Origin of the sequence: Paraburkholderia sp. GAS333, from assembly GCF_050435665.1 — a bacterium.
Taxonomy (GTDB): domain Bacteria; phylum Pseudomonadota; class Gammaproteobacteria; order Burkholderiales; family Burkholderiaceae; genus Paraburkholderia; species Paraburkholderia fungorum_A.
The window spans coordinates 139,017-164,268 of the sequence record NZ_JBNDKS010000001.1 but is presented as its reverse complement, the minus strand read 5'-3'; the positions used below and the strand labels follow the sequence as shown (position 1 = coordinate 164,268).

The window sequence follows — 25,252 nt, the reverse complement described above, 5'->3', positions numbered from 1 at the left end:
CCTTTGTGTTTGCGCCGCGTGTCTGTGGCTCACATGCGGTGCTTAACGCCAATCAATTCATCAAACCTCTTCCACCTCACGCTCGCGCACCCGCGCCAGCGCTTCGCGAAACGCCACCAGCTCCGCAATCGTCAGCATCGGCAGATTGTGTTGTGCGGCGAAACGTTCGACGTCGGCACCGCGCGTCATCGTGCCGTCCGCGTTCATTAGTTCGCACAGCACGCCAGCCGGCTTCAGACCTGCGAGGACCGCGAGATCGACCGTGCCTTCGGTGTGACCGCGTCGCGCGAGCACGCCGCCGGGCATCGCCCGCAACGGGAATACGTGGCCCGGGCTCACGATATCGGCAGGCTTCGCCGCGTCGGCAATCGCGGCGCGGATCGTCGTCAGGCGATCGACCGCCGACACGCCCGTCGTCACGCCTTCGCGCGCTTCGATCGACACCGTGAACGCGGTGCCGTAACGGCTCGCGTTGTTGGTGGTCATCGGCGGAAGCTCGAGCGAACGGATTGTGTCGTCGGGCAGGCACAGGCAAACAATGCCGCTGCACTCGCGGATCAGCAACGCCATGGTTTCGACCGACAGACGCTCGGCAGATACCACCAGATCGGCTTCGTTCTCGCGATCGTCGTCATCCTGAAGGACGACGGCGCGGCCGTCGCGCATGGCCTGCAACGCGGCGGCGATGCGGGGCGGCACAGCTTCGGTGGCGAGTAGCGGGAGATCGTCGATTGCATCGCTGGCAATCGTCAAGGGAGCAGGAAATTTAGCAAAAGACATAGTTGAAACGCTCATCGCAAAAGTGGGGCGAAAAACGTTTCAGGGCATTGCAAACAGACAAAGACGCGCCGCTGAACGCCGCCCGATTCAAGCGGGGCGACGCTCACGCGTCGCCTGAACCTCGGGCGACGACACGACAACGAACATGACTATCTGCACATCTTCTTTCATCCGGACTGTGACCGTCGGCTCTGGCTTTTCACCAGATCTGCTGACCCCGCTGCGGTCCTCGATGCACTGAGAAAAACCGCACGATGCGGGCGCTCGCGGGCTCACCGGCTCACGCTTTCGCGCTGCCGGCATACCGCCGGTGGGGAATTTCACCCCGCCCTGAAGACGCACTGATTGCCGGATCGACCGGCTGGCAAAGCTTACAACAGTCGCGCATGGGCTGCTGCGCGACAGACCACGGCCTGACAGGAAGCTCTATTTCGAGACAAGCTATCATCAGCCTGAAATTGTGCTCAAACGGGTGTCGCTTCGCGCTGTGGCGTCGCCTGGGTCTGAGCTTCCGGCTGCGTTTCATGCCGCGTCTCGTGCAGCGCGGGCACGTCCCAGCGCGGCGGGGTCTCCGCCTTCAGCGTGACGCGAAAAGCGCGCGCTTCAGTGTCGCCAGGATTGCGCAGACTATGCGGCTGATCGGCATCGAACACGATGGCGTCGCCGGTTGCGAGCAACTGGCGCTGATCGTGAACGCTGACTTCGAGCGTGCCTTCGCTGACCACCAGATTCACCGTCGTGCCCGGCGCGCGGCGCGTGCCCGCCTCGGTGTGCAACGGCGCGATTCGCAATTCGTGGAACTCGGCGGCGGTCGGTTCGGCATCGGGATAAAGCGGCCGCGCCGAATAGCGCCCGTTCGAGCTAACGATGCGCTGCGAGCGCTCGGCCGGCAGATGCTCGAAGCCGTTAGTCGCATGACGCCGCAAGAACGCCGCCACCGATACCTTCAGCGCAGCCGCCACCTTACACAGCACCTTGATGGACGGCACGCTGCGCGCCGATTCGATCTGCGCGAGCATGGCCCGCGACACGCCCGACGCGCGGGCCAAAGCATCGAGCGACAGTTGCCGCTCGGCACGCAGGCGGGCCAGATTGACACCGACCAGGTGCTCGAGTGCGTCGAAGGGTTCGGCGGCGCGCGGCGACGCATCGGCGTCGATCGAGGGATCGCGGACCAGCGCGAGCGGGGAATGCATGATTGCCTCCAAAGCGCCGCCGGACGGCAACGCATGCGGTTAGTGGAAGCAAGATAGCATCGCGTCCGCCCACGCCCAACGAAGTTATCTTCACACTGTTATCAGTATTGCGGAGGGCGATTCTGGCAAAGCTTGTGCGGATTTTTCATATGGACAGGAGCTAGATTGAAGGCTCCTGGTCAGTCGTGCGGAGCATGCGTAACCGGGCCTTACAGGGTTGAAGGCACAACCGTCCTATACGACATCGGCCGGTTGCGCCCTCTTCCCTCGTCGCGAAATCTCGGTGTCAGACGTGCTCGCGCACTGTCACACTCTGCTGCGCCGCCTTCGACACCGGCGCATCCATCCGCGCGGCGAACCACGTCAGCAACAGCGCCACCACGCTGACGCCCGCCGCGACCCACGGCAGCGTATCGAGCGAATGGCCGTGGTTGATCACCAGGCCGCCGAGCCACGCGCCGCCCGCATTGCCCACGTTAAACGCGCCGATGTTCAGCGTCGACGCGAGATTCGGCGCGGCGGCTGCCTTCTCGACCACGCGCATCTGCAACGGCGGCACCGTCGCGAACGCGGCAATGCCCCATACGAAAATCGTGATCGCGGCGGCCACCTGCGAATGGCTGGTGCGCGCGAAAATCGCCATCACCACGGCCAGCGCGACCAGAATGCCCATCAGCGACGGCATCAGCGCGCGGTCCGCGAGCTTGCCGCCGACCGTATTGCCGATCGTCAGACCCACGCCGAACAGCACCAGAATCAGCGTCACGCCACGCGGCGAGAAGCCGCTCACCTGCTCCAGAATCGGCGCGATATACGTGAACACGACGAACACGCCGCCGAAGCCGAGCACCGTCATCGCGAGCGCGGTCCAGACTTGCGGGTCTTTCAGCACGCGCACTTCGTGACCGAGACCGACGGGCCCGGAATCGTGACGATTCGGCACCAGCGCGGTCACGCCGAGCAGCGACAGCACGCCAAACGCGCTGACGATCCAGAACGCCGCGCGCCAGCCGAACTGCTGTCCGATGAAGGTGCCGAACGGCACGCCGAGCACGTTCGCGAGCGTCAGGCCGGTGAACATCAGCGCAATCGCGCTGGCACGCTTTTCGGTCGGCACGAGCGACGCTGCCACCACCGCGCCGATCCCGAAGAACGAACCGTGCGCGAACGATGTCACGACGCGCGCGATCATCAGCACGGAATAGTCCGACGCCACCGCGCACAGCGTATTGCCGACGATGAACACGCCCATCAGCAACTGCAATGCGAGCTTGCGCGGCATCTTGCTCGTGAGCACCGCGAGCAGCGGCGCGCCGACCGCGACGCCGAGCGCATAGCCGCTCACCAGCAGCCCCGCCGACGGAATCGACACGGACAGATCGCGCGCGACCTCGGGCAGCAAGCCCATGATCACGAATTCGGTCGTGCCGATTGCGAATGCGCTGATCGCCAGCGCGAGTAACGGAATGGGCATTTTTATTCTCCAGTCTTAAAGTTGAGCGTGAATCAGCGTCGTCACGAATTCGATGACGACGCCCGGCGCGAGCGCCACGAACAATTGCCGTTCGGCGGGCTGCGCGCCCATTTGCGGGACCTGCGCGGTTTGATAGGCGACGCCTTCCGCGTCGAGGCGCTCCAGCAACGCCTGCCATTCGGCCGCGCCGTCCAGCCGGAAAGCGATGTGGTCGATCCGCGGCGCCACCCGGCTCTGCGTGGCGGCAGCCGGCATCGTCGAGTCGATCAGATGCAGCACCGGACGGCCGTTTGCGTACAGCCAGTAGCCATCCACCGAAAACGGCGGGCGCGCGCCTTCGGTCAGTCCGGCGATGTCGACGAAGAAATGCCGGGCGGTGTCGAGATCGGCGGTGACGATGGTGGCGTGGTCGAGTTGCATGGCGTCTGCCTCGGGAATGCCGACACTTGCGCGCGCGGCATCAGGGTTTTCGAGGAGTGCATTGTCGGTGCGGAGCGTCGATTTGATAATTGGCGTAGCATTTGAAGCATTTTCAAATTCTTTTTGAAAGCACGAACGATGGACAACCTTGGTGACATCCGCCTCTTCGTTGAAGCCGCGCAACAGGGCAGCCTGTCGGCGGCGGGCCGCAAAATGGGCCTGACGCCGGCCGCCGCAAGCGCGCGCCTGGCCAAGCTCGAAACCGGCCTGAGGGCGCGGCTGTTCGAGCGCACCACCCGCCAGTTGCGGCTCACCGACGAGGGCCGGCTTTATCTGAATTGCTGCCGCCAGGCGCTGCAGTCGCTCGACGACGCCGAGGCCGCGCTGCAAGCCGGACAAGGCGTGGTGCGTGGCAAAGTGCGAATTTCGGCGACGTCCGACTTCGGCCGCAATCTGCTGATGCACTGGCTCGACGAATTCAACGCGCTCTACCCCGAAGTGACGTTCGCGCTGACGCTGTCCGATTCGCTGTCGAACCTCGTGCAGGAAGATATCGATCTGGCGATACGTTTCGGCGTGCCGCAGGACAGTTCGCTGGTCGCCCGCAAGCTCGCGCCGAACCGGCGTGTGCTGTGCGCGTCGCCGGAATACATTGCGCGCAAGGGCGAGCCGAAAGATCCGCACGATCTGGCGAATTTCGATTGCATCGTGCTCGGCACCGCATCCGGCTGGGCGAACGAGTGGCACTTCACGCGCGGCGACGAGGAGCAGAACTACACGGTGCCGTTCGAAACCGCGCGCGAGACCAATGACGGCGCGGTTGCCCGCGAATGGGCGTTGCGCGGCTACGGCATCGTGATCAAGTCGATGTGGGACGTGGAAGCGGATCTGCGCGCCGACGGTCTGAAAATCCTGTTGCCGGAGTGGCGCTATCCAGACGCGCCGCTGCACGCGCTTTATCACCGCAACCGCTTCATGGCGCCGCGCGTACGCGTGCTGCTGGATTTTCTCAGCGAGCGTTTCGCGCAGGTGTCGGACGAACTGGAAAGCCTGCTGGGCTTGCCGCCGGAGCGGCCGCGCGCTGCCGCAGCGGAGAAAACCGCATCCCGTGAAGGGCTATAATGTTGCGTTACGCTGCAAACGTGTAGAGCCTGCCAACCGCGACTACGCGCAGGTTCCAAAGCAGGCCCGGGTGGCCCAAAGCACCGCCCCTACGTTTCGCCCCCTTTACCTTTTACCGACGCCCCCAGGTTAACCACTGCGACCGGCGAAATTCGATGACCAAGAAAGTTTATGTAAAGACCTTTGGCTGCCAGATGAACGAGTACGACTCCGACAAGATGGTCGACGTACTCGGCGCGGCGGAAGGCCTCGTGAAGACCGACACGCCCGAAGATGCGGACGTGATCCTGTTCAACACCTGCTCGGTGCGTGAAAAAGCGCAGGAAAAAGTCTTCTCCGACCTCGGCCGGGTGCGTGAGCTGAAGGAAGCGAATCCCAATCTGATCATCGGCGTGGGCGGCTGCGTGGCGAGCCAGGAAGGTGCTGCGATCGTCGCGCGCGCGCCCTATGTGGATCTGGTGTTCGGTCCGCAAACGCTGCACCGTCTGCCGCAAATGATCGACCAGCGCCGCGAAAGCGGCCGCGCCCAGGTCGACATCTCGTTCCCGGAAATCGAAAAGTTCGACCACCTGCCGCCGGCGCGCGTCGACGGCCCGAGCGCGTTCGTGTCGATCATGGAAGGTTGCAGCAAATACTGCAGCTACTGCGTCGTGCCGTACACGCGCGGTGAAGAAGTGTCGCGTCCGCTGGACGACGTGCTGACCGAAATCGCCGGTCTCGCCGACCAGGGCGTGCGCGAAGTCACCCTGCTCGGCCAGAACGTGAACGCGTACCGCGCCGGTTTGACGCTCGGTTCGTCGGAAATCGCCGACTTCGCGACGCTGATCGAATACGTCGCCGATATCCCCGGCATCGAGCGGATTCGCTACACCACGTCGCATCCGAAAGAATTCACGCAACGCCTGATCGACACCTACGCAAAGGTGCCGAAGCTGGTCAGCCATCTGCATCTGCCGGTTCAGCACGGCTCCGACCGCATCCTGATGGCGATGAAGCGCGGCTACACGGTGCTCGAATACAAGTCGGTGATCCGCAAGCTGCGTGCTATTCGTCCTGACCTGTCGCTGTCCACGGACATGATCGTCGGCTTCCCCGGCGAGACCGAAGAAGACTTCGACAAGATGATGTCGCTGATTCACGAGATGAGCTACGACACCAGCTTCTCGTTCATCTACAGCCCGCGTCCCGGCACGCCGGCTGCGAATCTGCACGACGACACGCCGCACGAGGTGAAACTCAAACGTCTGCACCACTTGCAGGCGACGATCGAAGAAAACGTGCAGCGCATCAGCGAGTCGATGGTCGGCAAGATCGAGCGCATTCTGGTCGAGCGCCCGGCGCGCAAAGACCCGAACGAACTCGCGGGCCGCACCGAAAACAACCGCGTGGTGAATTTCCCGGCGCCGGTGGCGTCGCACGCGCGGCTGATCGGCCAGATGGTCGACGTGAAAATCGTCCATGCGTACCCACATTCGCTGCGTGGCGAACTCGTGCTGGTGCATGACGACGCGCCCGCCACGACGCACTGAATGCAGCACTAAGCGACACATCCCAACCGCGTATCGAAACCGACAGGATCGAACCTCCGCCTTGAAGACCGCTCAGCAGCATCTGGAATTCACCGCACCGCGCGAAGACAACGCGCGGCTCGCCAACCTCTGCGGACCGCTCGACGAAAATCTGCGGCAGATCGAGCAGGCGCTCGACGTGACGCTGCAACGCCGGGCTCACCGCATCACGATCCGCGGGCGCGGCGCGAAACTCGCGCTCACCGCGCTCGAGAACTTCTACAACAACGCGCGCGAACCGCTGTCGGTCGACGACATCCAGCTTGCGCTGGTTGAGGTGCGTCATCCGGCGCGGCATCGTCCGAACGGCACCCATGGCGACGAAGCCGGCGATCCGCGTTTCGCGGGCAACCCGGACCATCCGTTCGACCAGCCCGCCGAGGCAGCCGATGACGACCTCGACGCACTCGGTCCGAAGCTGTACACGCGACGCGCCGATTTGCGCGGCCGTACGCCGATGCAGCGCGAGTATCTGAAGCAGATCGTTTCGCACGATGTCACCTTCGGCATCGGGCCGGCAGGTACGGGTAAAACGTACCTGGCCGTCGCCTGCGCGGTGGATGCGCTGGAGCGCGATCAGGTCAAGCGTATCGTGCTGACGCGCCCCGCCGTCGAAGCGGGCGAGCGTCTCGGCTTCCTGCCGGGCGATCTGGCGCAGAAGGTCGATCCGTATCTGCGTCCGCTGTACGACGCGCTGTACGACCTGCTCGGTTTCGACAAAACCGCCAAGATGTTCGAGCGGCAGATGATCGAAATCGCGCCGCTCGCGTACATGCGCGGCCGCACGCTGAACCACGCGTTCATCATCCTCGACGAGGCGCAGAACACCACGCCCGAACAGATGAAGATGTTCCTCACGCGGATCGGCTTCGGCTCGAAGGCCGTGGTCACCGGCGACACGACCCAGGTCGACTTGCCGCGCGGCCACAAGAGCGGGCTGATCGAAGCGCAGCAGGTGCTGACTGACGTGCGCGGCATCGCCATGACGCGTTTTACCAGCGCTGACGTGGTGCGGCATCCGCTGGTCGCGCGAATTGTGGAGGCGTACGATGCGCATTCGCAGAAAGTCGCCAGCCCGGCGGATTCCCGCTGATTTGCGTCCATCGAGCATGCTTCTGATCCACACGCCTCACCAAGAAACCGCATGAGCCGCGCCCCGAAACTGACGTTGAATCTGCAATTCCCCGCCGCCAAGGCCTTCCCGGAACACAAGGCGTTGCTGCCGCGCGCCACGGTGGCCGGCTGGATCAAGGCGGCGCTTTTCGCGGACGGCGAACTGACCGTGCGTTTCGTCGACGCCGAAGAAGGCCGCACGTTGAACCGCACGTATCGCGGCAAGGATTACTCGACCAACGTGCTGACCTTCGCGTACGCCGAATCGGAAGACGATCCGGTATCGGGCGATCTGATCCTGTGCTGTCCGGTGGTCGAGAAAGAAGCCGCCGAGCAGGGCAAGCCGCTCGTCGCGCATTACGCGCATCTGCTGGTGCACGGTACGCTGCACGCGCAGGGCTACGACCACGAAGTCGAAGAAGAAGCCGAGGAAATGGAAGCGATCGAAACCGAGATTCTCGGCAAGCTCGGCTTTCCAGATCCTTATCAATAGGCTTCGATCACCCTTCACCGACCATTCGTTCGAACCATACCGTGAGCACATTCTCCCCAGAAGCCGACCTCCGACAACCCTGCCCGGACTATCCGCCGGCGCTCGGCGAGTCGCGGCTTCTGACGGACGACGAACTGCGCGCGTCGCTCGAATGCACGCTACGTGACTGGGACCGCAAGAGCGATCTCTGGCTGTTCGGCTATGGCTCGCTGATCTGGAATCCCGGCTTGCCCACCGTCGAGGCCACCCGTTCGAAGGTGCATGGCTATCACCGTGGGCTGTATTTGTGGTCGCGCGTGAATCGCGGCACGCCGGAGCAGCCGGGTCTCGTGCTCGCGCTCGATCGTGGCGGTTCATGCACCGGCATCGCGTTCCGGCTGGCCGCTGAAGGCTCGGCGCCGCATCTCGACGCGCTGTGGCGCCGGGAGATGGCGATGGGCTCGTATCGTCCGGCGTGGCTGCCGTGCGTGCTCGCCGACGGCCGGCGCGTCGACGCGCTCGCGTTCGTGATGCGCCGCGACGTGCCAAGCTACACCGGCAAGTTGCGCGACGACGTCGTCAAGACCGTGTTCGGTTGCGCGTGCGGCCGCTATGGAACCACGCTGGACTACGTCAGCCGTACCGTTCACGCGTTGCGTGAGAGCGGAATGCCGGATCGTGCGCTTGAAGCGCTGCTCAAGCGTTGTCGCGAGGAAAGCGATGAAGCGGGTCGGCAGTCCGGGGCGTCGGGCGCCGCAGCAACGGGGAGCTGAAGGCGTCGCGTTGCTGCGACGTGCGATGGTCGGCCAATGACAGTCCTTCGCCGATCCCGCGACAAAGCAAGCTCCAGCGCACTGACGAAGGCCGTGCCGCGAACAGTGCAGCGCGTTCGGTCCAGCGCTAAGAATCGAGCGGGTAACGGCACGGCGTATTGCTCAGCATGCGCCCAAAGCGCGCCATCGCCCACACCGCTCCTCCCGCACCTCACCTCCGCGAACAAGCTCCCATCCGCGCCACTTTTTTGCTCAGAAACGCTTTTCCGCGCGTAATCAGTTAGGATTGACCCACGCGCTGTCCATCGCGACAGAGCACGACAAAGCCGCTTCAACCCGCTGCACCCCGGTTTCACCCATCGCCCAGCCCGTCGGAACACGGTTCCGCCATGTGCCTGGTGTATCCTTAATGCTCCGCAACAGCGCGTCCAGTCTTGCCGGGCGCACTACCATGAACGACACGTATCCCAGTCGAAGACAAACCGACAAACCGCAGGAAAAGCGCTCACTCCTCGAGCGTCTGACCGACTTCATCTCGCCCGAGCCCGACTCGCGCGCCGAACTTCTGGAAATTCTGCAGGATGCGCACGAGCGCAACCTGATCGACGCCGACTCGCTGTCGATGATCGAAGGCGTGTTCCAGGTCACCGAACTCAGCGCACGCGACATCATGGTGCCGCGCGCCCAAATGGACGCGATCAACATCGCGGACAATCCCGCCGAATTCATCCCCTACGTGCTGGAAAAAGCGCACTCGCGCTATCCGGTCTACGAAGGCAATCGCGACAACATCATCGGCGTGCTGCTGGCCAAAGACCTGCTGCGCTACTACGCCGAAGAAGAGTTCGACGTGCGCGGCATGCTGCGCCCCGCCGTGTTCATCCCCGAATCGAAGCGTCTGAACGTGCTGCTGCACGACTTCCGCGTGAATCGCAATCACCTCGCGGTGGTGGTCGACGAGTACGGCGGCGTGGCCGGTCTGATTACGATAGAAGACGTGCTGGAACAGATCGTCGGCGACATCGAGGACGAATACGATTTCGACGAGGAAAGCGGCAACATCATCGCGTCGCCGGACGGCCGGTTCCGAGTGCGTGCCCTGACCGAGATCGAGCAGTTCAACGAGGCATTCGGCACGCACTATCCGGACGACGAAGTCGACACGATCGGCGGACTCGTCACGCATCACTTCGGGCGCGTTCCGCATCGTGGCGAAAAAGTCCGCCTCGACGATCTGATCTTCGAGATTCTGCGCGGCGATGCCCGCCAGATTCACATGCTGCTGGTGCGCCGCGATCCGCTGGCTGGTCAGCGCGAGCGCGAAGCGCAGCACGTGCAGACCTGATCCGGCTGCTGGCCGCGTGGGTTCGCGTAAGTTTCACGCGGCTGCCTCGTGGCTGCTTTCGGTCTGCCCGCCGGCTGCTCATCGACGGCTTTCCCGCTTCCTGGCAGCACGTCCCGGCAGTCCCTTCGCAGCCTTTTCACTTTCCCAACTACTCACGCCGACCGCGCAACAATGGCCGACCCGATTACTACCCGTTCGCGCCCCGGCGTGAACGCTTCCGCCGCCGATGCGTCCCCCGACGCAGCGCGCAGTCGCAAGCTGCCTCGCTGGCATTACCTCGTCGCGCTCGTCGCTGGCGCGGCCAACACGCTTTCGTTCGCGCCGACGCCGCACGGCGGCTGGCTCCAGCTCGCCATCTTCGCGTTCTTCTTCGCGTGGCTCACGCGCACGACCAGCTGGAAAAGCGCCGCGCTGACAGGCGGCGCGTTCGGTTTCGGCAACTTCGTGACCGGCGTGTGGTGGCTGTACGTCAGCATGCACTACTACGGCGGCATGGCCGCGCCGCTCGCAGGCGCGGCGCTCGTGCTGTTCTCGCTGTATCTGGCGGTTTATCCGGCGCTGGCAGCCGGGGTCTGGTCGTTCTGCGCGGGTCACGCGCGACACGGCTCGGCGGCTGACGATCTGCCGTTCTCGCCCACCTGGCATGGCGCGCTGGCGTTCGCGAGCGCGTGGGCGATCGGCGAATGGCTGCGCGGGACGGTGTTCACCGGCTTTCCGTGGCTCGCGAGCGGTTATGCGCAGGTGGATGGCCCGTTGGCCGGGTTTGCGCCTGTGGTCGGCGTGTATGGCGTCGGCTGGATGCTGGCGCTGGTGGCCGCGTTGATCGCCCAGACGCTGTTACGGTTGTTGCGTTCGCGCCGGGCCGCGAGCAGCGTCGACGGTACTGCCGATATTGACGGCGCGCCCGCAAAACCAAACGCCGCAGCCATCGTGGTTCCGGCTGTCGTCGCCCTGGCGCTGATCGTCGCGGGCCTGCTGCTTCCGCTGGTCCAGTGGACCGTGCCGTCCAACGCGCCGCTGAAGGTGCGTCTGCTGCAAGGAAACGTCAAGCAGGAAATGAAGTTCGAGGAAGCGGGCATGCGCGCCGCCATCGATCAGTATCAGCAGATGATCACGTCGAAACCCGCCGACCTGATCGTCACGCCGGAAACCGCGATTCCGGTGCTCGCGCAGCAGTTGCCTGCGCCGTTTGCGTCGGCGGTGCGCGAGTTCGCGGATTCCACCGGCACGTCGATCCTGTTCGGCGCGATTGGCGGCACGATCACCCCGGAAGGCCAGGTGATCGACTATACGAACAGCCTGTTCGGCGTCACGCCGGGTTCGCACGACGTGTATCGCTACGACAAGCATCACCTTGTGCCGTTCGGCGAATTCGTGCCGTGGGGGTTCCGCTGGTTCGTCAATCTGATGAGCATTCCGCTCGGCGACTTCTATCGCGGCGCGCCGGTGCAGAAACCGTTCATGGTGCACAACCAGCCGGTGTCGGTGAACATCTGCTACGAGGACATCTTCGGCGAAGAGATCGCGCGCAATATTCGCGAAAGCGCGACGCCCGCCGGCGTGCTGGTCAACTCGACCAATCTCGCGTGGTTCGGCGACACGATCGCGCTCGACCAGCATCTGCAGATTGCCCGCATGCGCTCGCTGGAAACTGGCCGGCCGATGCTGCGCGCGACCAACACCGGCATGACCGCCGCGATCGACGCAAACGGCCGGGTGATCGGCCGGCTCGCGCCCTACACGATCGGCTCGCTCGACGTCTCCGTACAAGGCACATCGGGCAACACGCCGTACGTGACGAGCGGAAATAACACGGTGCTGGCGGTTTCGCTGCTGTTGCTCGCGTTCGGCTTCGCGTTCGGGCCGGGCATTACGCGGCGACGCAACGGGAAATAAGCCGCAGGGAAACGTGCTCGTCATGCGCAACGCATGGCGAGCGCGAGTTGCAGGTTGCAACCTCCGAGTCGCAACTTTCGCGTTGCAAAACACCGGACCCACCAAGCAACCCGCATAAAAAATGCGCCTGCAGAGCAGGCGCATTTTCAATTCCATCACACTCTTCAAGCCAGATTTCCAGGAGCCAGGACCAGCCGGTTCAGCGCTCCGTCAACCTTCGACCCTCAAGCCGCCGGCACCGTATCGATAAACGATTGCCGCTGCGACAGCTTCTGCAAATGTTTGTCCAGATTCGGATGCGGTTCGCGCCAGTTCAACTCCGGCATGCGGAAGTCGAGATAAGCCAGCGCGCAGCCCACGGCGATATCCGCGAGCGTGTAGTGATTGCCCGCGCACCAGGTCTTGCTACCCAGCCCCTGTGACATCGCCACCAGACCTTCTTCGATCTTGCGCTGCTGCCGCGCCACCCACGCATCCACGCGTTGCTCCGGCGTGCGCTGGGTGTTTTCGGCGCGGATCAGCACGGCTGCGTCCATCACGCCGTCTGCGAGCGCTTCCCAGCAACGCACTTCGAGCCGCTCACGCCCCGACGGGGGAATCAGCTTGCCGACCGGCGACAGCGTATCCACGTATTCGCAGATCACCCGCGAATCGAACACGGCTTCGCCATCTTCCATCACGAGGCAAGGAACCTTGCCGAGCGGATTGAAGGTGTGAATCTGGGTATCCGGTGCCCAGACATTCTCGGGCACCAGTTCGTAGTCGATCCTCTTGTCGGCCAGAACGATCCGCGCTTTACGCGCGAACGGACTGGCGAGCGAACCGATGAGTTTCATCATGACCATCTGCCTTTTCTTGAATCCGGCGAAAGTATAAGTGCTCGGAGGCCATCACGAGCGCAGCGCCACCGCTTCGCAACCCGCGTGGAGACTCGCTGTGGACGGATTGCAACATGCCGGCGGCCGTCCCGCCAACTGTATTTGCGCAAAATGACTCCGCGCATTGGGCGCTACAATCGCACGATGAACCAGCCGACCGAACCCACCCTCGCCATCGACGTTTACCGCACGCGCCGCGAGCGCGTACTCGCTGCGCTGCGCGCGGCGGGCGGCGGCGTCGCCATCGTTCCGACCGCGCCGGAAGCGGTGCGCAACCGGGACGCCGACTACCCGTACCGGCACGATAGCTACTTCTATTATCTGACCGGCTTCACCGAGCCCGAAGCGCTGCTGGTGCTCGACGCAAGCGCCGCGCCCGGCGAGCCCACGTCGATCCTGTTCTGCCGCGAGAAGAACGTCGAGCGGGAAACGTGGGAAGGCTTCCGGTTCGGCCCGGAAGGCGCGCGTGCCGCCTTCGGTTTCGACGCCGCATTCGCGTTCGGTGAGCTCGACGCGCAAGTGCCGCGACTGCTCGCCGACAAACCCTCGTTGCACTATGCGCTCGGCACGTCGGCGAAACTGGACGAACAGGTGCGCGGCTGGCTGGACGCGGTTCGCGCGCAAGGCCGCGGCGGCATCGCCGCGCCCGCCGAGGCGCGCGATCTGCTGCCCTTGCTCGACGACATGCGCCTGTTCAAGGACGACCACGAACTCGCGATCATGCGCCGCGCCGGACAGATTTCCGCGCAGGCGCATCGGCGCGCGATGGCCGCGTGCCATCCCGGCGTCCGTGAATACGAACTCGAAGCCGAATTGCTGTACACGTTCCGCAAATTCGGCGCGCAGGCACCGGCTTACACGTCGATCGTCGCGGCGGGCGCGAACGCCTGCGTGCTGCACTACGCGGCCGGCAACACGATTGCGCGGGACGGCGACCTGATTCTGATCGACGCCGCGTGCGAACTCGACGGCTATGCGTCCGACATCACGCGCACGTTCCCGGCCAGCGGCCGCTTCTCGCCTGCGCAGCGCGAGTTGTACGACATCGTGCTGGCCGCGCAGTACGCCGCCGTCGATGCCACGCGCGCCGGCGCTACCTTCGACGATCCGCACCAGGCAGCCGTCCGTGTGCTGGCGCAGGGGCTGCTGGACACCGGCATCGTCGATCGCGCGAAATTCGCTTCGGTCGACGACGTGATCGCCGAGCGCGCCTACGCGCCGTTCTACATGCACCGCACTGGCCACTGGCTCGGCATGGACGTGCACGATTGCGGCGACTATCGCGAACGCGGTGCGCCGCGCGACGAAGCGGGCGCGTTGCCGTGGCGCACGCTGCAACCGTCGATGACGCTGACCATCGAGCCGGGTCTATACATCCGCCCGACTGAGGGCGTGCCGGAGCGCTACTGGAACATCGGCATCCGCATCGAGGACGACGCGGTCGTCACGCCGACGGGTTGTGAACTGCTCACGCGCGACGTGCCAGTCGAGGCCGGTGAAATCGAAGCGCTGATGCAGGAAGCGCGCGCGGCGCATGGAACAGGGAAGTAATCGGCGATGAACGACGTTTCCCAGTCGACGGTGATTCTGAAACCCGCATCGGCCCGCCAGGCATTCGATTTCGACGTGACGATTGTCGGCGCCGGTCCGGTCGGGCTGGCGCTGGCCGGCTGGCTCGCGCGCCGCAGCGTGACGCGAGAGCTGAAGATCGCGCTGATCGACGCACGCGAGCCGGAAGATTCGATCGCCGATCCGCGGGCAATCGCCGTGTCGCAAGGCAGCCGGATGATTCTGGAGCCGCTGCGCTGGCCCGCCGACGCTACCGCAATCCAGCGCATTCACGTTTCGCAGCGTGGTCACTTTGGGCGCACGCTGATCGATCACAGCGAGCATGGCCTGCCTGCGCTCGGCTATGTGCTGCGCTACGGGTCGATCGTGCACGGGCTCGCCGAGGCTGTGCACGCAAGCCCGGTGCACTGGTTCCGCTCGACCTCGGCGTCCACGCCCGTCCAGGAGGACGACGGCGTCACGCTGCCGATCGAAACCGCCGGCGTCACGCGCCGACTGCGGACGCGGATTCTGGTGAATGCGGAAGGCGGCCTGTTCGGCGATCAGAAGTCGGGCAAGCTGAGCGCACACGGCGCGGATGATGCCGACGACGGCAAGGACACCGACTTCGCCGCGAGCACCGACAGAAGCGCCCGTAGCACGAAGCCAACCACCGGCACCCGCGACTACGGCCAAACCGCGTTGGTCGGCACCGTCACCGTTTCGGCGCCGCAGCCGCATGTCGCGTGGGAGCGTTTCACGTCGCAAGGTCCGATCGCGTTGCTGCCGATGGGCGGCGTGCGCGGCGCGGATTACGCGCTGGTCTGGTGCTGCGCGCCCGACGAAGCCGCGCGCCGCTCGCAACTCTCCGACGACGAATTCCTGCGCGAACTAGGCGCGGCATTCGGCGACCGCATGGGCCGCTTCACGCAGATTCGCGGCCGCGCGTCGTTCCCATTGGGGCTGAACGCGGTCGATACGCTGGTGAACGGCCACATCGTCGCCATCGGCAATGCGGCGCAGACGCTGCATCCGGTGGCGGGTCAGGGCCTCAATCTGGGCTTGCGCGATGCGCATGCGCTGGCCGACGCGTTGTCGGCGGAGGGCCCCACGCCGGTTGCGCTCGCCGCCTTCGCCCAACGCCGTGCGCTCGACCGCCGCATGACGATCGGCGCCACCGACACGCTCGCGCGCCTCTTCACGGTCGATTCGACCCCGCTCGCGATCATGCGCGGCCTGGCGCTCACCGCGCTCGAATTCGTGCCGCCGGTGAAAACCGCGCTCGCCCGCCAGATGATGTTCGGCCAACGTCGCTGAATATGCCGTCCGCGCTCGCGGCGCTGCCTTTTTAAGCAGCCAGAAGAAAGCGCCGCGAGCGCCACCAAGTCTATGAAATCCGGCACTTTCATAGAAGATTTAATGAGTTACGACCGACTCAAGTCCGATGCCGGCTAGCTGTTAACGCTAAAATAGCGGTTTTCCCTCGCATTTCGCGGTTCTCCGATTGTCAAAAAATCGACGGTCGGTTACGCGCGCGTCCACGTCATGCCCACTCTCGGCTCCCACAATCTGCGTAATAACCTGTTCGTCGCGCCCATGGCCGGCGTGACCGACCGTCCGTTCCGGCAACTGTGCAAACGGCTGGGCGCGGGCTATGCGGTGTCGGAAATGGTCGCGTCGAACGCGCAATTGTGGAAAAGCGAAAAGACCATGCGCCGCGCGAATCACACCGGCGAGGTCGAGCCGATTTCCGTGCAGATCGCCGGCGCCGATCCGGCGATGATGGCCGAAGCGGCCCGCTACAACGTGGCCAACGGCGCGCAGATCATCGACATCAACATGGGTTGTCCAGCCAAGAAGGTCTGCAACGTGGCGGCGGGTTCCGCGCTGCTGCAGAACGAGCCGCTGGTGCAGCGCATCGTCGAGGCGGTAGTCGGCGCGGTGGGCGTCGGGCCCGACGCGGTGCCCGTCACGCTGAAAATCCGCACCGGCTGGGACCGCGACAACAAAAATGCGCTTTCAGTCGCGCATCTGGCCGAAAACGCCGGCATTTCGATGCTGACCGTGCACGGCCGTACGCGCGCCGACCTGTACAAGGGCGACGCGGAATACGAGACCATCGCCGCCGTGAAAGCGTCGGTGCACATTCCGGTCGTCGCCAATGGCGACATTACGTCGCCGCAAAAGGCCCGCGACGTGCTGGCCGCCACCGGCGCCGACGCGATCATGATCGGCCGCGCCGCGCAGGGGCGCCCGTGGCTGTTCCGCGAGATCGAATATTTCCTGCAAACGGGCGAGTTGCTGCCGCCGCCGCGCATCGACGAAATCCAGCAGGTCATGAACGAGCATCTCGAAGATCACTACGAGTTCTACGGGGAATTTACGGGCGTTCGCACTGCGCGTAAGCACATCGGCTGGTACACTCGCGGCCTTTCTGGCGCCAATGTGTTCCGGCATCGCATGAATACGCTGGACACCACGCGCGAACAACTCCTCGCCGTCAACGAGTTCTTTGACGCACAAAAGGCGATCTCAGACCGCCTCGTCTACGTCGACGAATCGCTCGACCAAACGGGCGAGGACCCAACCGACAAACTAGCAGCATGAGCAAGAACAATATCGAACAATCTGTCCGCGACAGCCTGGGAATCTATTTCCAGGATCTCGACGGCTCGAATCCGCATGACGTCTACGACATGGTTATTTCATGCGTAGAAAAACCCCTGCTCGAAGTGGTGCTCGAGCAGGCCGGCGGCAATCAGTCGCTGGCCGCCGAGTATCTCGGCATCAACCGCAATACGCTGCGCAAGAAGCTGCAACAGCACGGTTTGTTGTAGTTTTTCGGCGCCCCGCCACGATTTTCTTCGGCTTTTCGTCTTCATCATGATCAAGCAAGCGCTCATCTCCGTTTCCGACAAGTCAGGCATCGTCGACTTCGCCAAGTCGCTGTCGGACCTCGGCATCAAGATCCTGTCGACCGGCGGCACCGCGAAACTGCTCGCGGACGCAGGCCTCTCCGTCACCGAAGTCGCCGACTACACGGGCTTCCCGGAAATGCTCGACGGGCGCGTGAAAACGCTGCATCCGAAGGTGCACGGCGGCATTCTTGCCCGCCGCGACCTGCCGGAACACATGGCAGCGCTTGAAAAGCACGACATTCCGACCATCGACCTGCTGGTCGTGAATCTGTACCCGTTCGTGCAGACCGTGTCGAAAGAAGAGTGCTCGCTCGAAGACGCCATCGAGAACATCGACATTGGCGGCCCGACCATGCTGCGCTCGGCGGCGAAGAATCACCGCGACGTGACCGTCGTGGTCGATCCGGCCGACTATGCAGTCGTGCTCGACGAAATGCGCGCGAACGCCAACGCGGTGTCGTACAAGACGAATTTCCGTCTGGCCACCAAGGTGTACGCACACACCGCGCAGTACGACGGCGCGATCACAAACTACCTGACGAGCCTGACCGACGAACTGCAGCACTCGTCGCGCAACACGTATCCGGCCACGTTCAACCTCGCTTTCGACAAGGTGCAGGACCTGCGCTACGGCGAAAACCCGCACCAAAGCGCCGCGTTCTATCGCGACCTGAGCGTGCCGGCCGGCGCACTGGCGAACTACAACCAGTTGCAGGGCAAGGAACTGTCGTACAACAACATCGCCGATTCCGACGCAGCGTGGGAATGCGTGAAGACTTTCGACGTGCCGGCCTGCGTGATCGTCAAGCACGCGAATCCGTGCGGCGTGGCAGTGGGCGCGGACGCAAACGAAGCGTATTCGAAGGCGTTCCAGACCGATCCGACCTCGGCGTTCGGCGGCATCATCGCGTTCAACCGCGAAGTGGATGCGGCGGCGGCGCAAGCGGTGGCGAAGCAGTTTGTCGAAGTGCTGATTGCACCGTCGTTCAGCGCTGAAGCGCGTCAGGTGTTCGCGGCCAAGCAGAACGTGCGTCTGCTGGAAATCGCGCTGGGCGAAGGCCACAACGCGTTCGATCTGAAGCGTGTTGGCGGCGGCCTGCTGGTTCAATCGCTCGATTCGAAGAACGTGCAGCCGGACGAATTGCGTGTCGTGACGAAGCGTCAGCCGACGGCAAAGGAAATGGACGACCTGCTGTTCGCATGGCGCGTGGCGAAGTACGTGAAGTCGAACGCGATCGTGTTCTGCGCGAACGGCATGACGCTCGGCGTCGGCGCGGGTCAGATGAGCCGCGTGGATTCGGCTCGTATCGCGAGCATCAAGGCGCAGAACGCCGGCTTGACGCTGGCGGGTTCGGCGGTGGCGTCGGACGCGTTCTTCCCGTTCCGTGACGGTCTCGACGTGGTTGTTGCCGCGGGCGCGACGTGCGTGATTCAGCCGGGCGGCTCGATGCGCGACGACGAAGTGATCGGCGCAGCGGACGAGCACAACATCGCGATGGTGTTGACCGGCGTGCGGCACTTCCGGCATTGAGATTGGGTCTCGGTGACGGCTGCCTGATTTTTCAGGTGGCGCTACCGGACTAAAACACGAAGAAAAACAGCCCGATGGAGTTTTCCATCGGGCTGTTTTTTTGATGGGATGCTTTTGAGGAAGCGAGAGCCGGCTAGCTGCTGATTTGCCCCGGCCAACTGACCACCGTCGCGGCAGTGGCAGTGCCTGAGGCACGGGTCAGTTAGTTGCGATGGCCCGGCTAAGGCAGTTAGTTGCACATCGACGCTCATCGCAGTTTGAATACGCGCGCACCATCAATCATCATCCGGCTCCTTCTTCGCGTAGCCGTTTTTCACCTCCCGATGCTGACTGATATACGTGCCCAGCCCTCTCCCGCGCAACGCGAGACGCTTCAGCACAGCGACATGCTGCGCGCCGATCCCCTCCTCCGTGTACCAATACACGACACCCGGCCTGAAGCGAACGGCGACGAAATCATCGCCAATTTCATATGCGTCGACGGCTGAGTCGCCGCTGAGATTCCGATAGCGCTTCATCTGCGATCCCCCTGACCATGCGCGCAGCAGTTTTTATTCCGCTGACAACGCTTAACACCGTCCGTCATCTGGCGCGTTCGTTGTAGTATCGCAAGCACCTGGTTTTTACTGCATTCGCAGCATTTCATGAGAATTCTCGGCATCGACCCCGGCTTGCGCGTCACTGGCTTCGGCGTGATCGATCAAAGCGGCCACAAGCTCAGTTACGTCGCGAGCGGCATCATCAAAACTGCCGACGCCGATCTGCCCTCACGCCTGGGCACTATTTTCGACGGCATATCAACGTTGGTCCGCCAGCATTCGCCGGATCAATCGGCGATCGAAAAAGTGTTCGTCAACGTCAATCCGCAGTCCACGTTGCTGCTCGGCCAGGCGCGCGGCGCGGCGATCTGCGGACTGGTGGCGGGCGGCGTGCCGGTCGCCGAATACACCGCGCTGCAATTGAAGCAGGCCGTGGTGGGCTACGGCCGCGCGACCAAAGAGCAGATGCAGCAGATGGTGGTGCGGCTGCTCAATCTCTCAGGCGTCCCCAGCACCGACGCCGCCGACGCGCTCGGCATGGCTATCTGCCATGCGCACGGAGGCACGACCCTGAGCACGCTGGGAGGAATTGCGCCTTCGCTGGCGAAGAAGGGATTGCGCGTGCGGCGCGGGCGTCTGGTCGGATAACGCGGCGTTATCAGTTGCGGCTCGCCAGCGCCAGGCGGCAAGCGAGTCCCGCAAACACAGTGCCCAGCACATATTGCGGCGCTCGCGACGGCCACCGCCCTGCCGACAAAGTGCGGCTCAATTTGCTCGCCATCAGAATCACGGTGCCGTTCACGCAGAATCCGATCAGATTCAGCACGGTCGCCAGCATCATGATCTGCAACGCGACGGACCCGCCTCTGGTCGCACGAATTGCGGAAACAGCGCGAGCACGAAGAGCGCCATTTTCGGATTCAGCAGATTCGTGAAGAGGCCCTGCCGGAAGATCCGGCCAACCGGATACCGCTTCATCGACGCATCCGGCGACAGCACCGTGCGTTGCGCTCGAATCGTTTTCCACGCGAGATACAGCAGATACGCGGCACCCGCAAAACGCACGACGTCGTACGCCAACGGCACGGCGAGAAAGAGTTGCGACAGACCGAACGCCGCTGCCAACGCGTGGCAGTAAGTGCCAGCCTGAATGCCCGCCAACGACGCAAAGCCCGCCGAACGCCCCTGACTCACACTGCGCGACGCAATCAGCAACATGTCGGGACCGGGCGTAACGGTCAACGCGAGGCACGCGCCGGCAAACAGCGCGAGAGTGGTGAGGCTCAGCATGGAAGCTCCTTCAGGATAAGTGGGTCGAGAACCCGCCAAAAGGGACCTCAGTCTATGGTCCCGATATGCGGCGGTCAACGCAATTTCGGCCGCCGCGCCGCTCATCGGCTGCGCTACACTCGCCCTTTCTTTTGAGATTGAATTCGCCATGATCGGTCGCATTGCCGGCGTTCTGCTGGAAAAAAACCCGCCGCACCTGCTCGTCGACTGCAACGGTATCGGTTACGAAGTCGATGTGCCGATGAGCACGTTCTACAACCTGCCCTCCACCGGCGAACGCATCGTCCTGCTCACACAGATGATCGTGCGCGAAGACGCGCATCTGCTATACGGCTTCGGCACCGCCGACGAACGGGCGACCTTCCGCGAACTGCTGAAAATCTCCGGCATCGGCGCACGCATGGCGCTCGCGGTGCTGTCGGGCATGAGCGTGCACGAACTCGCGCAGACCGTCACGATGCAGGACGCGGCGCGCCTGACTCGCGTGCCTGGCATCGGCAAGAAGACGGCGGAGCGGCTGCTCCTCGAACTGAAGGGCAAGCTCGGCGCCGACCTGGGCGCGATGGCGGGCGCGGCGTCGGCATCCGACCATGCTTCCGATATCCTGAACGCATTGCTCGCATTGGGTTACTCCGAAAAAGAAGCGTTGGCCGCGGTCAAGAACGTGCCTGCCGGTACCGGGGTTTCCGAGGGCATCAAGCTGGCATTGAAGGCGTTGTCGAAGGGTTGAAGCGAGCGCCGCAAGGCTCATTGCATGAACGTTCGGGCGGCGTGAATAAAGCTTCCCACAAGCCTCGTCCGAACGCACCCTGGCCATTCGGCCGGGTTTCGCCACGGACGGCGCGCGGTACAATGAACCCATGATCGAAACCGACAAACTCGCCGCTGAGCGCATCATCGCGGCCACGCCCGTGTCATCGAACGAAGAAGCGTTCGAGCGCGCGTTGCGCCCGCGTCAGCTCGAAGAATATGTCGGGCAGGAAAAAGTGCGCGGCCAGCTCGAAATCTTCATCGAGGCCGCCAAACGCCGTTCCGAATCGCTCGACCACGTGTTGCTGTTCGGGCCGCCGGGGTTGGGCAAAACCACGCTCGCGCACATCATCGCGCGTGAGATGGGGGTCAATCTACGGCAAACCTCCGGGCCGGTGCTCGAACGCGCGGGCGACCTCGCCGCGCTGCTGACCAACCTCGAAGCAAACGACGTTCTTTTCATCGACGAAATCCATCGGCTCTCGCCGGTCGTCGAAGAAATTCTGTACCCGGCGCTCGAGGACTATCAGATCGACATCATGATCGGTGAAGGACCGGCCGCGCGCAGCGTGAAGCTCGATCTGCAACCGTTCACGCTGGTCGGCGCAACGACGCGCGCGGGCATGCTGACCAATCCGCTGCGCGACCGCTTCGGTATCGTCGCGCGGCTCGAGTTCTATAACTCCGAAGAACTGGCTCGCATCGTCACGCGGTCGGCTTCGCTGCTGAACGCGCAGATTCATCCGGACGGCGCGTTCGAAATCGCCAAGCGTGCACGCGGCACGCCGCGTATCGCGAACCGCCTGCTACGTCGCGTGCGCGATTTCGCCGAAGTGAAAGCCGACGGCAACATCACCGCGCAGGTGGCCGACGCGGCGCTCAAAATGCTCGACGTCGACGGCGTCGGCTTCGACCTGATGGACCGAAAGCTGCTCGAAGCGATCCTGCACAAGTTCGACGGCGGCCCGGTCGGTGTCGACAACCTGGCGGCGGCAATCGGCGAAGAACGCGACACGATCGAAGACGTGCTCGAACCGTATCTGATCCAGCAAGGTTTCCTGCAACGTACGCCGCGCGGCCGCGTCGCCACGCTGCTGACCTATCGGCATTTCGGCCTCTCCGCGCCGGATTCATCGAGCGCGCTGCCAGGCATCTGGGACTCGGCCGCGAAGTGATACAGGCGTAGCGCGAGGCCGATCAGGATGTCCGACCAGACCAGTCAATCCGGCTCGCCCAACGGCCTCGCACAATTGCTCACGCGCCGCCTGCGCGTGAAACTCGCCGCCGGTGTCACGCATCTGACGAGCGGCAGCGGCCCCGTACTCGACTACTCGTCGCCGCCAGGAGATCCCGGTCTGTTCGGCCCCGACTCCGTGTGCTGGAAAGTCCACGCCGATTTCACATCGATGATGACCGGCGGAATCAGCGCGCTGCTGCTTCAGGCCTTGCACCCCGTGGCGCTCGCCGGTGTGTGGGATCACTCCACGTTCCGCACCGATATTCTCGGGCGCTTGCGCCGCACCGCTACGTTTATCGCGGGGACGACTTACGGCAACCGGCACGATGCGCTCGCGCTGATAGAACGTGTGAAGCGCATTCATCTCGGCGTGACCGGCGTCGCGCCCGACGGCCGTCCTTATCGTGCCAGCGAGCCCGCGCTGTTGACGTGGGTGCATGTCGCTGAAGTGTCGAGTTTCATGACCGCTCACTTGCGCTACGTGAACCCGCAGCTGCCGGTTGCCGCGCAAGACCAGTATTTCGCGGAAACAGCGCGCATCGCCGAAATGCTCGGTGCTTCGGATATTCCCCGCTCGCGCGCTGAGATCGACGCTTACCTGCTGGCCATGCAGCCCGAGCTGGTCGCGAGCGGGCGTACTCGCGAACTCGTCAGGATTCTGATGAATGCGCCGGCTCCAAGCGCTTCAATGCGGCCTGCGGGCGTGTTGATGCTCAATGCCGGTGTCGATCTTCTGCCGGACTGGGCGCAAAACATGTTGGGATTCGAGCGTTACGCAGCGGTTCGTCGTGCGTTGACGCGGCCGGGGGTTAGGCTTGTCGCGCCGATAATTCGCTGGGCGCTGGTGAATGGCGTGTCCAAGCGGGCGCGTCGGCGGGTTGCGGCTGGGGCAAAGGAAGCTGATTGATGCGAGTTCACGGCTGGCCGGAAGCGTAGGCTTTGAGCTTGCGGCCTTGGTGACCTATGAGATGTGCGACAACCGCAAATGGAGCGCGCGGCCTAAGCGCAACCGGCCGAACCCGCTACCGTAAGTCTCTACGCAAGCTGCTCAACGTCTAACGGCAAACGCGCCCCCAACCTCGAAACTCAAACCCACGCTTCGATCAGCGCCCCGGCTCCGACACTTTCTTCCTGAATCCATCGTCCGCGCCCGGTGCGTCGAGATGCGAGACATCGCCCCACGAAACAATGCTCGCGTGGCCGTCATCGAAATCCACGATATTCACGCTCGTATTCAGCAGCGGGTAATCGCGCGGAGCATCGAGCGGCAATTGGCACGCAAACCGGCGCACGCAATCAAGCACGCCGCCATGCGCAACGCACGCAATCCGGCCGCCGGGATGCGCCGCGATCAGAGGCTCGATTGCATGCACCACGCGATGATAAAACGCGCGCTGCGACTCGCCTTCGGGCGGGCCAAAGCCAGGGTCGCGGGTTTGCCAGTGTGCGTATTCGTCGGGAAAACGCAGCGCGATCTCGTCGCTGTCATGGCCCTGGAACGCGCCGTAATTGCGTTCGCGCAGACTTTCGCGAAGTTGCAGCGTCAAGCCGAGCGCATCGGCGATGGGCTGCGCAGTTTGTTGCGCGCGTTGCAGATCGCTCGAATAGATCGCGTCGAGCCGCGCGCCCTGCTTCGCCTCGTCAGCGATACGGCGTGCGAGGCGCTGCGCCTGCTCCACGCCGGTCGTCGCCAAGGGAATATCGATGTGACCTTGAATGCGCTTGATGCGGTTCCAGTCGGTTTCGCCGTGCCGGATGAACAGAATCTGCGTAGTCATGAGATGGAAGTGGGCGCCGTTCGCCGGTTGCTGGACCATCTGGTCCGAGCCGCTATTGTCGCAAAAAGCGGCTGGAGGGTTGATGTGCGCGCGATAGTGCACATCGGGAGACAGCAAACGAAACGCGCTTCGATACAACGGGAAGCCGAGGTAAAACTCAGGCGTTCGTCTGCAACCAGAACGTGACTGGCCCGTCGTTGACGAGCGAAACCTGCATATCCGCGCCGAACTCGCCGGTTTCGACGATGGGATGCTTCCCGCGCGCCGCCGCTACAAAGTAATCGAACAGGCGCTTGCCCTCGTCCGGCGGCGCAGCTGGCGTAAAGCTCGGACGCAGACCGCTGTTGGTATCAGCGGCCAGCGTGAATTGCGACACGAGCAGCAGTCCACCCGCGCGCCCTGCGCCATCGAGATTCTGCACGGAGAGATTCATCTTGCCCGCCGCGTCGCTAAACACGCGGTAGCCGAGCACCTTGGCGAGCAGCCGGTCGGCGGCCGCCTCGGTGTCGCCGCGCTCGGCGCAAACCAGCGCGAGCAGTCCGGCTTCGATCGCGCCGGTCACCCGGTCGGCGACGCGCACTTCGGCACGCCGCACCCGTTGGATCAGCGCGATCATCGGCGATT

24 protein-coding genes, 1 pseudogene and 1 riboswitch are annotated in these 25,252 nt (G+C 63.8%); of the genes and pseudogenes, 16 read left to right on the top strand and 9 right to left on the bottom strand.

Annotation, left to right across the window (positions count from 1 at the left end; all coding sequences use genetic code 11):
• Positions 1–60: 60 nt before the first annotated feature.
• The 4 genes from ribB to ABH945_RS00750 all read right to left on the bottom strand — a co-directional run bounded on the left by ribB (position 61) and on the right by ABH945_RS00750 (position 3,870).
• Positions 61–780 carry a 3,4-dihydroxy-2-butanone-4-phosphate synthase gene (gene ribB, locus ABH945_RS00765; RefSeq protein ID WP_074765672.1) on the bottom strand — a complete coding sequence of 240 codons (720 nt, stop codon included), beginning with the start codon at positions 778–780 and terminating at the stop codon, positions 61–63.
• A 155-nt stretch (positions 781–935) separates the two neighbouring features.
• Positions 936–1,122, bottom strand: a riboswitch (FMN riboswitch).
• Between the two features lie 122 nt (positions 1,123–1,244).
• The gene (locus tag ABH945_RS00760; protein WP_074765674.1) at positions 1,245–1,976 is read right to left on the bottom strand and encodes a helix-turn-helix domain-containing protein; all 732 of its coding nucleotides are present in this window, start codon (positions 1,974–1,976) and stop codon (positions 1,245–1,247) included.
• Positions 1,977–2,262: 286 nt separating this feature from the next.
• Positions 2,263–3,450, bottom strand: coding sequence for an MFS transporter (locus ABH945_RS00755; protein WP_429249440.1), 1,188 nt, complete (start codon positions 3,448–3,450; stop codon positions 2,263–2,265).
• Positions 3,451–3,465: 15 nt separating this feature from the next.
• Entirely contained in the window at positions 3,466–3,870 is a 405-nt protein-coding gene (locus ABH945_RS00750; RefSeq protein WP_429249439.1) for a VOC family protein, read from the bottom strand.
• 138 nt (positions 3,871–4,008) lie between these two features.
• Here ABH945_RS00750 and ABH945_RS00745 point away from each other — a divergent pair, with 138 nt between their 5' ends.
• From ABH945_RS00745 to lnt, 7 genes are all read left to right on the top strand, one after another.
• A complete protein-coding gene (locus ABH945_RS00745; RefSeq protein ID WP_429249438.1) occupies positions 4,009–4,992 on the top strand; it encodes a LysR family transcriptional regulator in 984 nt (327 codons plus the stop codon).
• A gap of 155 nt (positions 4,993–5,147) precedes the next feature.
• A complete protein-coding gene (gene miaB, locus ABH945_RS00740) occupies positions 5,148–6,521 on the top strand; it encodes a tRNA (N6-isopentenyl adenosine(37)-C2)-methylthiotransferase MiaB (RefSeq protein WP_429249437.1) in 1,374 nt (457 codons plus the stop codon).
• A 61-nt stretch (positions 6,522–6,582) separates the two neighbouring features.
• Positions 6,583–7,653, top strand: coding sequence for a PhoH family protein (locus ABH945_RS00735; RefSeq protein WP_429249436.1), 1,071 nt, complete (start codon positions 6,583–6,585; stop codon positions 7,651–7,653).
• A gap of 51 nt (positions 7,654–7,704) precedes the next feature.
• Entirely contained in the window at positions 7,705–8,166 is a 462-nt protein-coding gene (gene ybeY / locus ABH945_RS00730; RefSeq protein ID WP_429249435.1) for an rRNA maturation RNase YbeY, read from the top strand.
• Positions 8,167–8,207: 41 nt separating this feature from the next.
• Positions 8,208–8,918: a gamma-glutamylcyclotransferase gene (locus ABH945_RS00725; RefSeq protein WP_429249434.1), complete on the top strand. Its 711-nt coding sequence runs from the start codon at positions 8,208–8,210 to the stop codon at positions 8,916–8,918.
• A 451-nt stretch (positions 8,919–9,369) separates the two neighbouring features.
• Positions 9,370–10,263, top strand: a complete 894-nt coding sequence (locus ABH945_RS00720; RefSeq protein ID WP_074765689.1) for an HlyC/CorC family transporter — start codon at positions 9,370–9,372, stop codon at positions 10,261–10,263.
• A gap of 171 nt (positions 10,264–10,434) precedes the next feature.
• Complete coding sequence (gene lnt / locus ABH945_RS00715) at positions 10,435–12,159, top strand: apolipoprotein N-acyltransferase (RefSeq protein WP_429249433.1); 1,725 nt, start codon at positions 10,435–10,437, stop codon at positions 12,157–12,159.
• A gap of 224 nt (positions 12,160–12,383) precedes the next feature.
• Here the strand turns inward: lnt and ABH945_RS00710 are convergent, their stop codons facing one another.
• Positions 12,384–12,998: a glutathione S-transferase N-terminal domain-containing protein gene (locus tag ABH945_RS00710; protein ID WP_171910231.1), complete on the bottom strand. Its 615-nt coding sequence runs from the start codon at positions 12,996–12,998 to the stop codon at positions 12,384–12,386.
• A gap of 183 nt (positions 12,999–13,181) precedes the next feature.
• Here ABH945_RS00710 and ABH945_RS00705 point away from each other — a divergent pair, with 183 nt between their 5' ends.
• The 5 genes from ABH945_RS00705 (at position 13,182) to purH (ending at position 19,034) form a co-directional block, all read left to right on the top strand.
• Positions 13,182–14,588 carry an aminopeptidase P N-terminal domain-containing protein gene (locus ABH945_RS00705; RefSeq protein ID WP_429249432.1) on the top strand — a complete coding sequence of 469 codons (1,407 nt, stop codon included), beginning with the start codon at positions 13,182–13,184 and terminating at the stop codon, positions 14,586–14,588.
• Between the two features lie 6 nt (positions 14,589–14,594).
• Positions 14,595–15,902: a UbiH/UbiF/VisC/COQ6 family ubiquinone biosynthesis hydroxylase gene (locus tag ABH945_RS00700; protein ID WP_429249431.1), complete on the top strand. Its 1,308-nt coding sequence runs from the start codon at positions 14,595–14,597 to the stop codon at positions 15,900–15,902.
• A 228-nt stretch (positions 15,903–16,130) separates the two neighbouring features.
• On the top strand, positions 16,131–17,192 hold the full coding sequence (dusB, locus tag ABH945_RS00695) for a tRNA dihydrouridine synthase DusB (RefSeq protein ID WP_429249430.1): 1,062 nt from the start codon (positions 16,131–16,133) through the stop codon (positions 17,190–17,192).
• Complete coding sequence (locus ABH945_RS00690) at positions 17,189–17,422, top strand: Fis family transcriptional regulator (protein WP_006049915.1); 234 nt, start codon at positions 17,189–17,191, stop codon at positions 17,420–17,422. The genes dusB and ABH945_RS00690 overlap by 4 nt, the downstream gene beginning before the upstream one ends.
• A 46-nt stretch (positions 17,423–17,468) precedes the next feature.
• The gene (purH, locus tag ABH945_RS00685) at positions 17,469–19,034 is read left to right on the top strand and encodes a bifunctional phosphoribosylaminoimidazolecarboxamide formyltransferase/IMP cyclohydrolase (RefSeq protein WP_074765699.1); all 1,566 of its coding nucleotides are present in this window, start codon (positions 17,469–17,471) and stop codon (positions 19,032–19,034) included.
• 275 nt (positions 19,035–19,309) lie between these two features.
• Here the strand turns inward: purH and ABH945_RS00680 are convergent, their stop codons facing one another.
• On the bottom strand, positions 19,310–19,552 hold the full coding sequence (locus tag ABH945_RS00680; RefSeq protein WP_429249429.1) for a hypothetical protein: 243 nt from the start codon (positions 19,550–19,552) through the stop codon (positions 19,310–19,312).
• A gap of 126 nt (positions 19,553–19,678) precedes the next feature.
• Between ABH945_RS00680 and ruvC the strand changes: the two genes are divergently transcribed.
• Positions 19,679–20,221, top strand: a complete 543-nt coding sequence (ruvC, locus tag ABH945_RS00675) for a crossover junction endodeoxyribonuclease RuvC (protein WP_074766555.1) — start codon at positions 19,679–19,681, stop codon at positions 20,219–20,221.
• A gap of 10 nt (positions 20,222–20,231) precedes the next feature.
• Here ruvC and ABH945_RS00670 read toward each other — a convergent pair.
• A pseudogene (locus ABH945_RS00670) lies at positions 20,232–20,863 on the bottom strand (LysE family translocator).
• A 148-nt stretch (positions 20,864–21,011) separates the two neighbouring features.
• Here ABH945_RS00670 and ruvA point away from each other — a divergent pair.
• From ruvA to ABH945_RS00655, 3 genes are all read left to right on the top strand, one after another.
• The gene (gene ruvA, locus ABH945_RS00665; RefSeq protein WP_429249428.1) at positions 21,012–21,593 is read left to right on the top strand and encodes a Holliday junction branch migration protein RuvA; all 582 of its coding nucleotides are present in this window, start codon (positions 21,012–21,014) and stop codon (positions 21,591–21,593) included.
• 130 nt (positions 21,594–21,723) lie between these two features.
• Positions 21,724–22,788, top strand: coding sequence for a Holliday junction branch migration DNA helicase RuvB (gene ruvB / locus ABH945_RS00660; protein WP_074765706.1), 1,065 nt, complete (start codon positions 21,724–21,726; stop codon positions 22,786–22,788).
• A 27-nt stretch (positions 22,789–22,815) separates the two neighbouring features.
• A complete protein-coding gene (locus ABH945_RS00655; protein ID WP_429249427.1) occupies positions 22,816–23,757 on the top strand; it encodes an oxygenase MpaB family protein in 942 nt (313 codons plus the stop codon).
• Between the two features lie 196 nt (positions 23,758–23,953).
• Here ABH945_RS00655 and ABH945_RS00650 read toward each other — a convergent pair whose 3' ends face one another.
• Together ABH945_RS00650 and dtd are read right to left on the bottom strand one after the other, a co-directional pair.
• A complete protein-coding gene (locus ABH945_RS00650) occupies positions 23,954–24,628 on the bottom strand; it encodes a histidine phosphatase family protein (protein WP_429249426.1) in 675 nt (224 codons plus the stop codon).
• Positions 24,629–24,785: 157 nt separating this feature from the next.
• Positions 24,786–25,244, bottom strand: coding sequence for a D-aminoacyl-tRNA deacylase (gene dtd / locus ABH945_RS00645; RefSeq protein ID WP_074765712.1), 459 nt, complete (start codon positions 25,242–25,244; stop codon positions 24,786–24,788).
• Positions 25,245–25,252: the final 8 nt, after the last annotated feature.

What these genes read in the sequence shown, in the direction of transcription:
- ribB (WP_074765672.1), bottom strand. Translation starts at nt 780, where the DNA reads ATGTCTTTTGCTAAATTTCCTGCTCCCTTGACGATTGCCAGCGATGCA.
- ABH945_RS00760 (WP_074765674.1), bottom strand. Translation starts at nt 1,976, where the DNA reads ATGCATTCCCCGCTCGCGCTGGTCCGCGATCCCTCGATCGACGCCGAT.
- ABH945_RS00755 (WP_429249440.1), bottom strand. Translation starts at nt 3,450, where the DNA reads ATGCCCATTCCGTTACTCGCGCTGGCGATCAGCGCATTCGCAATCGGC.
- ABH945_RS00750 (WP_429249439.1), bottom strand. Translation starts at nt 3,870, where the DNA reads ATGCAACTCGACCACGCCACCATCGTCACCGCCGATCTCGACACCGCC.
- ABH945_RS00745 (WP_429249438.1), top strand. Translation starts at nt 4,009, where the DNA reads ATGGACAACCTTGGTGACATCCGCCTCTTCGTTGAAGCCGCGCAACAG.
- miaB (WP_429249437.1), top strand. Translation starts at nt 5,148, where the DNA reads ATGACCAAGAAAGTTTATGTAAAGACCTTTGGCTGCCAGATGAACGAG.
- ybeY (WP_429249435.1), top strand. Translation starts at nt 7,705, where the DNA reads ATGAGCCGCGCCCCGAAACTGACGTTGAATCTGCAATTCCCCGCCGCC.
- ABH945_RS00720 (WP_074765689.1), top strand. Translation starts at nt 9,370, where the DNA reads ATGAACGACACGTATCCCAGTCGAAGACAAACCGACAAACCGCAGGAA.
- lnt (WP_429249433.1), top strand. Translation starts at nt 10,435, where the DNA reads ATGGCCGACCCGATTACTACCCGTTCGCGCCCCGGCGTGAACGCTTCC.
- ABH945_RS00710 (WP_171910231.1), bottom strand. Translation starts at nt 12,998, where the DNA reads ATGATGAAACTCATCGGTTCGCTCGCCAGTCCGTTCGCGCGTAAAGCG.
- ABH945_RS00705 (WP_429249432.1), top strand. Translation starts at nt 13,182, where the DNA reads ATGAACCAGCCGACCGAACCCACCCTCGCCATCGACGTTTACCGCACG.
- ABH945_RS00700 (WP_429249431.1), top strand. Translation starts at nt 14,595, where the DNA reads ATGAACGACGTTTCCCAGTCGACGGTGATTCTGAAACCCGCATCGGCC.
- dusB (WP_429249430.1), top strand. Translation starts at nt 16,131, where the DNA reads ATGCCCACTCTCGGCTCCCACAATCTGCGTAATAACCTGTTCGTCGCG.
- ABH945_RS00690 (WP_006049915.1), top strand. Translation starts at nt 17,189, where the DNA reads ATGAGCAAGAACAATATCGAACAATCTGTCCGCGACAGCCTGGGAATC.
- purH (WP_074765699.1), top strand. Translation starts at nt 17,469, where the DNA reads ATGATCAAGCAAGCGCTCATCTCCGTTTCCGACAAGTCAGGCATCGTC.
- ABH945_RS00680 (WP_429249429.1), bottom strand. Translation starts at nt 19,552, where the DNA reads ATGAAGCGCTATCGGAATCTCAGCGGCGACTCAGCCGTCGACGCATAT.
- ruvC (WP_074766555.1), top strand. Translation starts at nt 19,679, where the DNA reads ATGAGAATTCTCGGCATCGACCCCGGCTTGCGCGTCACTGGCTTCGGC.
- ruvA (WP_429249428.1), top strand. Translation starts at nt 21,012, where the DNA reads ATGATCGGTCGCATTGCCGGCGTTCTGCTGGAAAAAAACCCGCCGCAC.
- ruvB (WP_074765706.1), top strand. Translation starts at nt 21,724, where the DNA reads ATGATCGAAACCGACAAACTCGCCGCTGAGCGCATCATCGCGGCCACG.
- ABH945_RS00655 (WP_429249427.1), top strand. Translation starts at nt 22,816, where the DNA reads ATGTCCGACCAGACCAGTCAATCCGGCTCGCCCAACGGCCTCGCACAA.
- ABH945_RS00650 (WP_429249426.1), bottom strand. Translation starts at nt 24,628, where the DNA reads ATGACTACGCAGATTCTGTTCATCCGGCACGGCGAAACCGACTGGAAC.
- dtd (WP_074765712.1), bottom strand. Translation starts at nt 25,244, where the DNA reads ATGATCGCGCTGATCCAACGGGTGCGGCGTGCCGAAGTGCGCGTCGCC.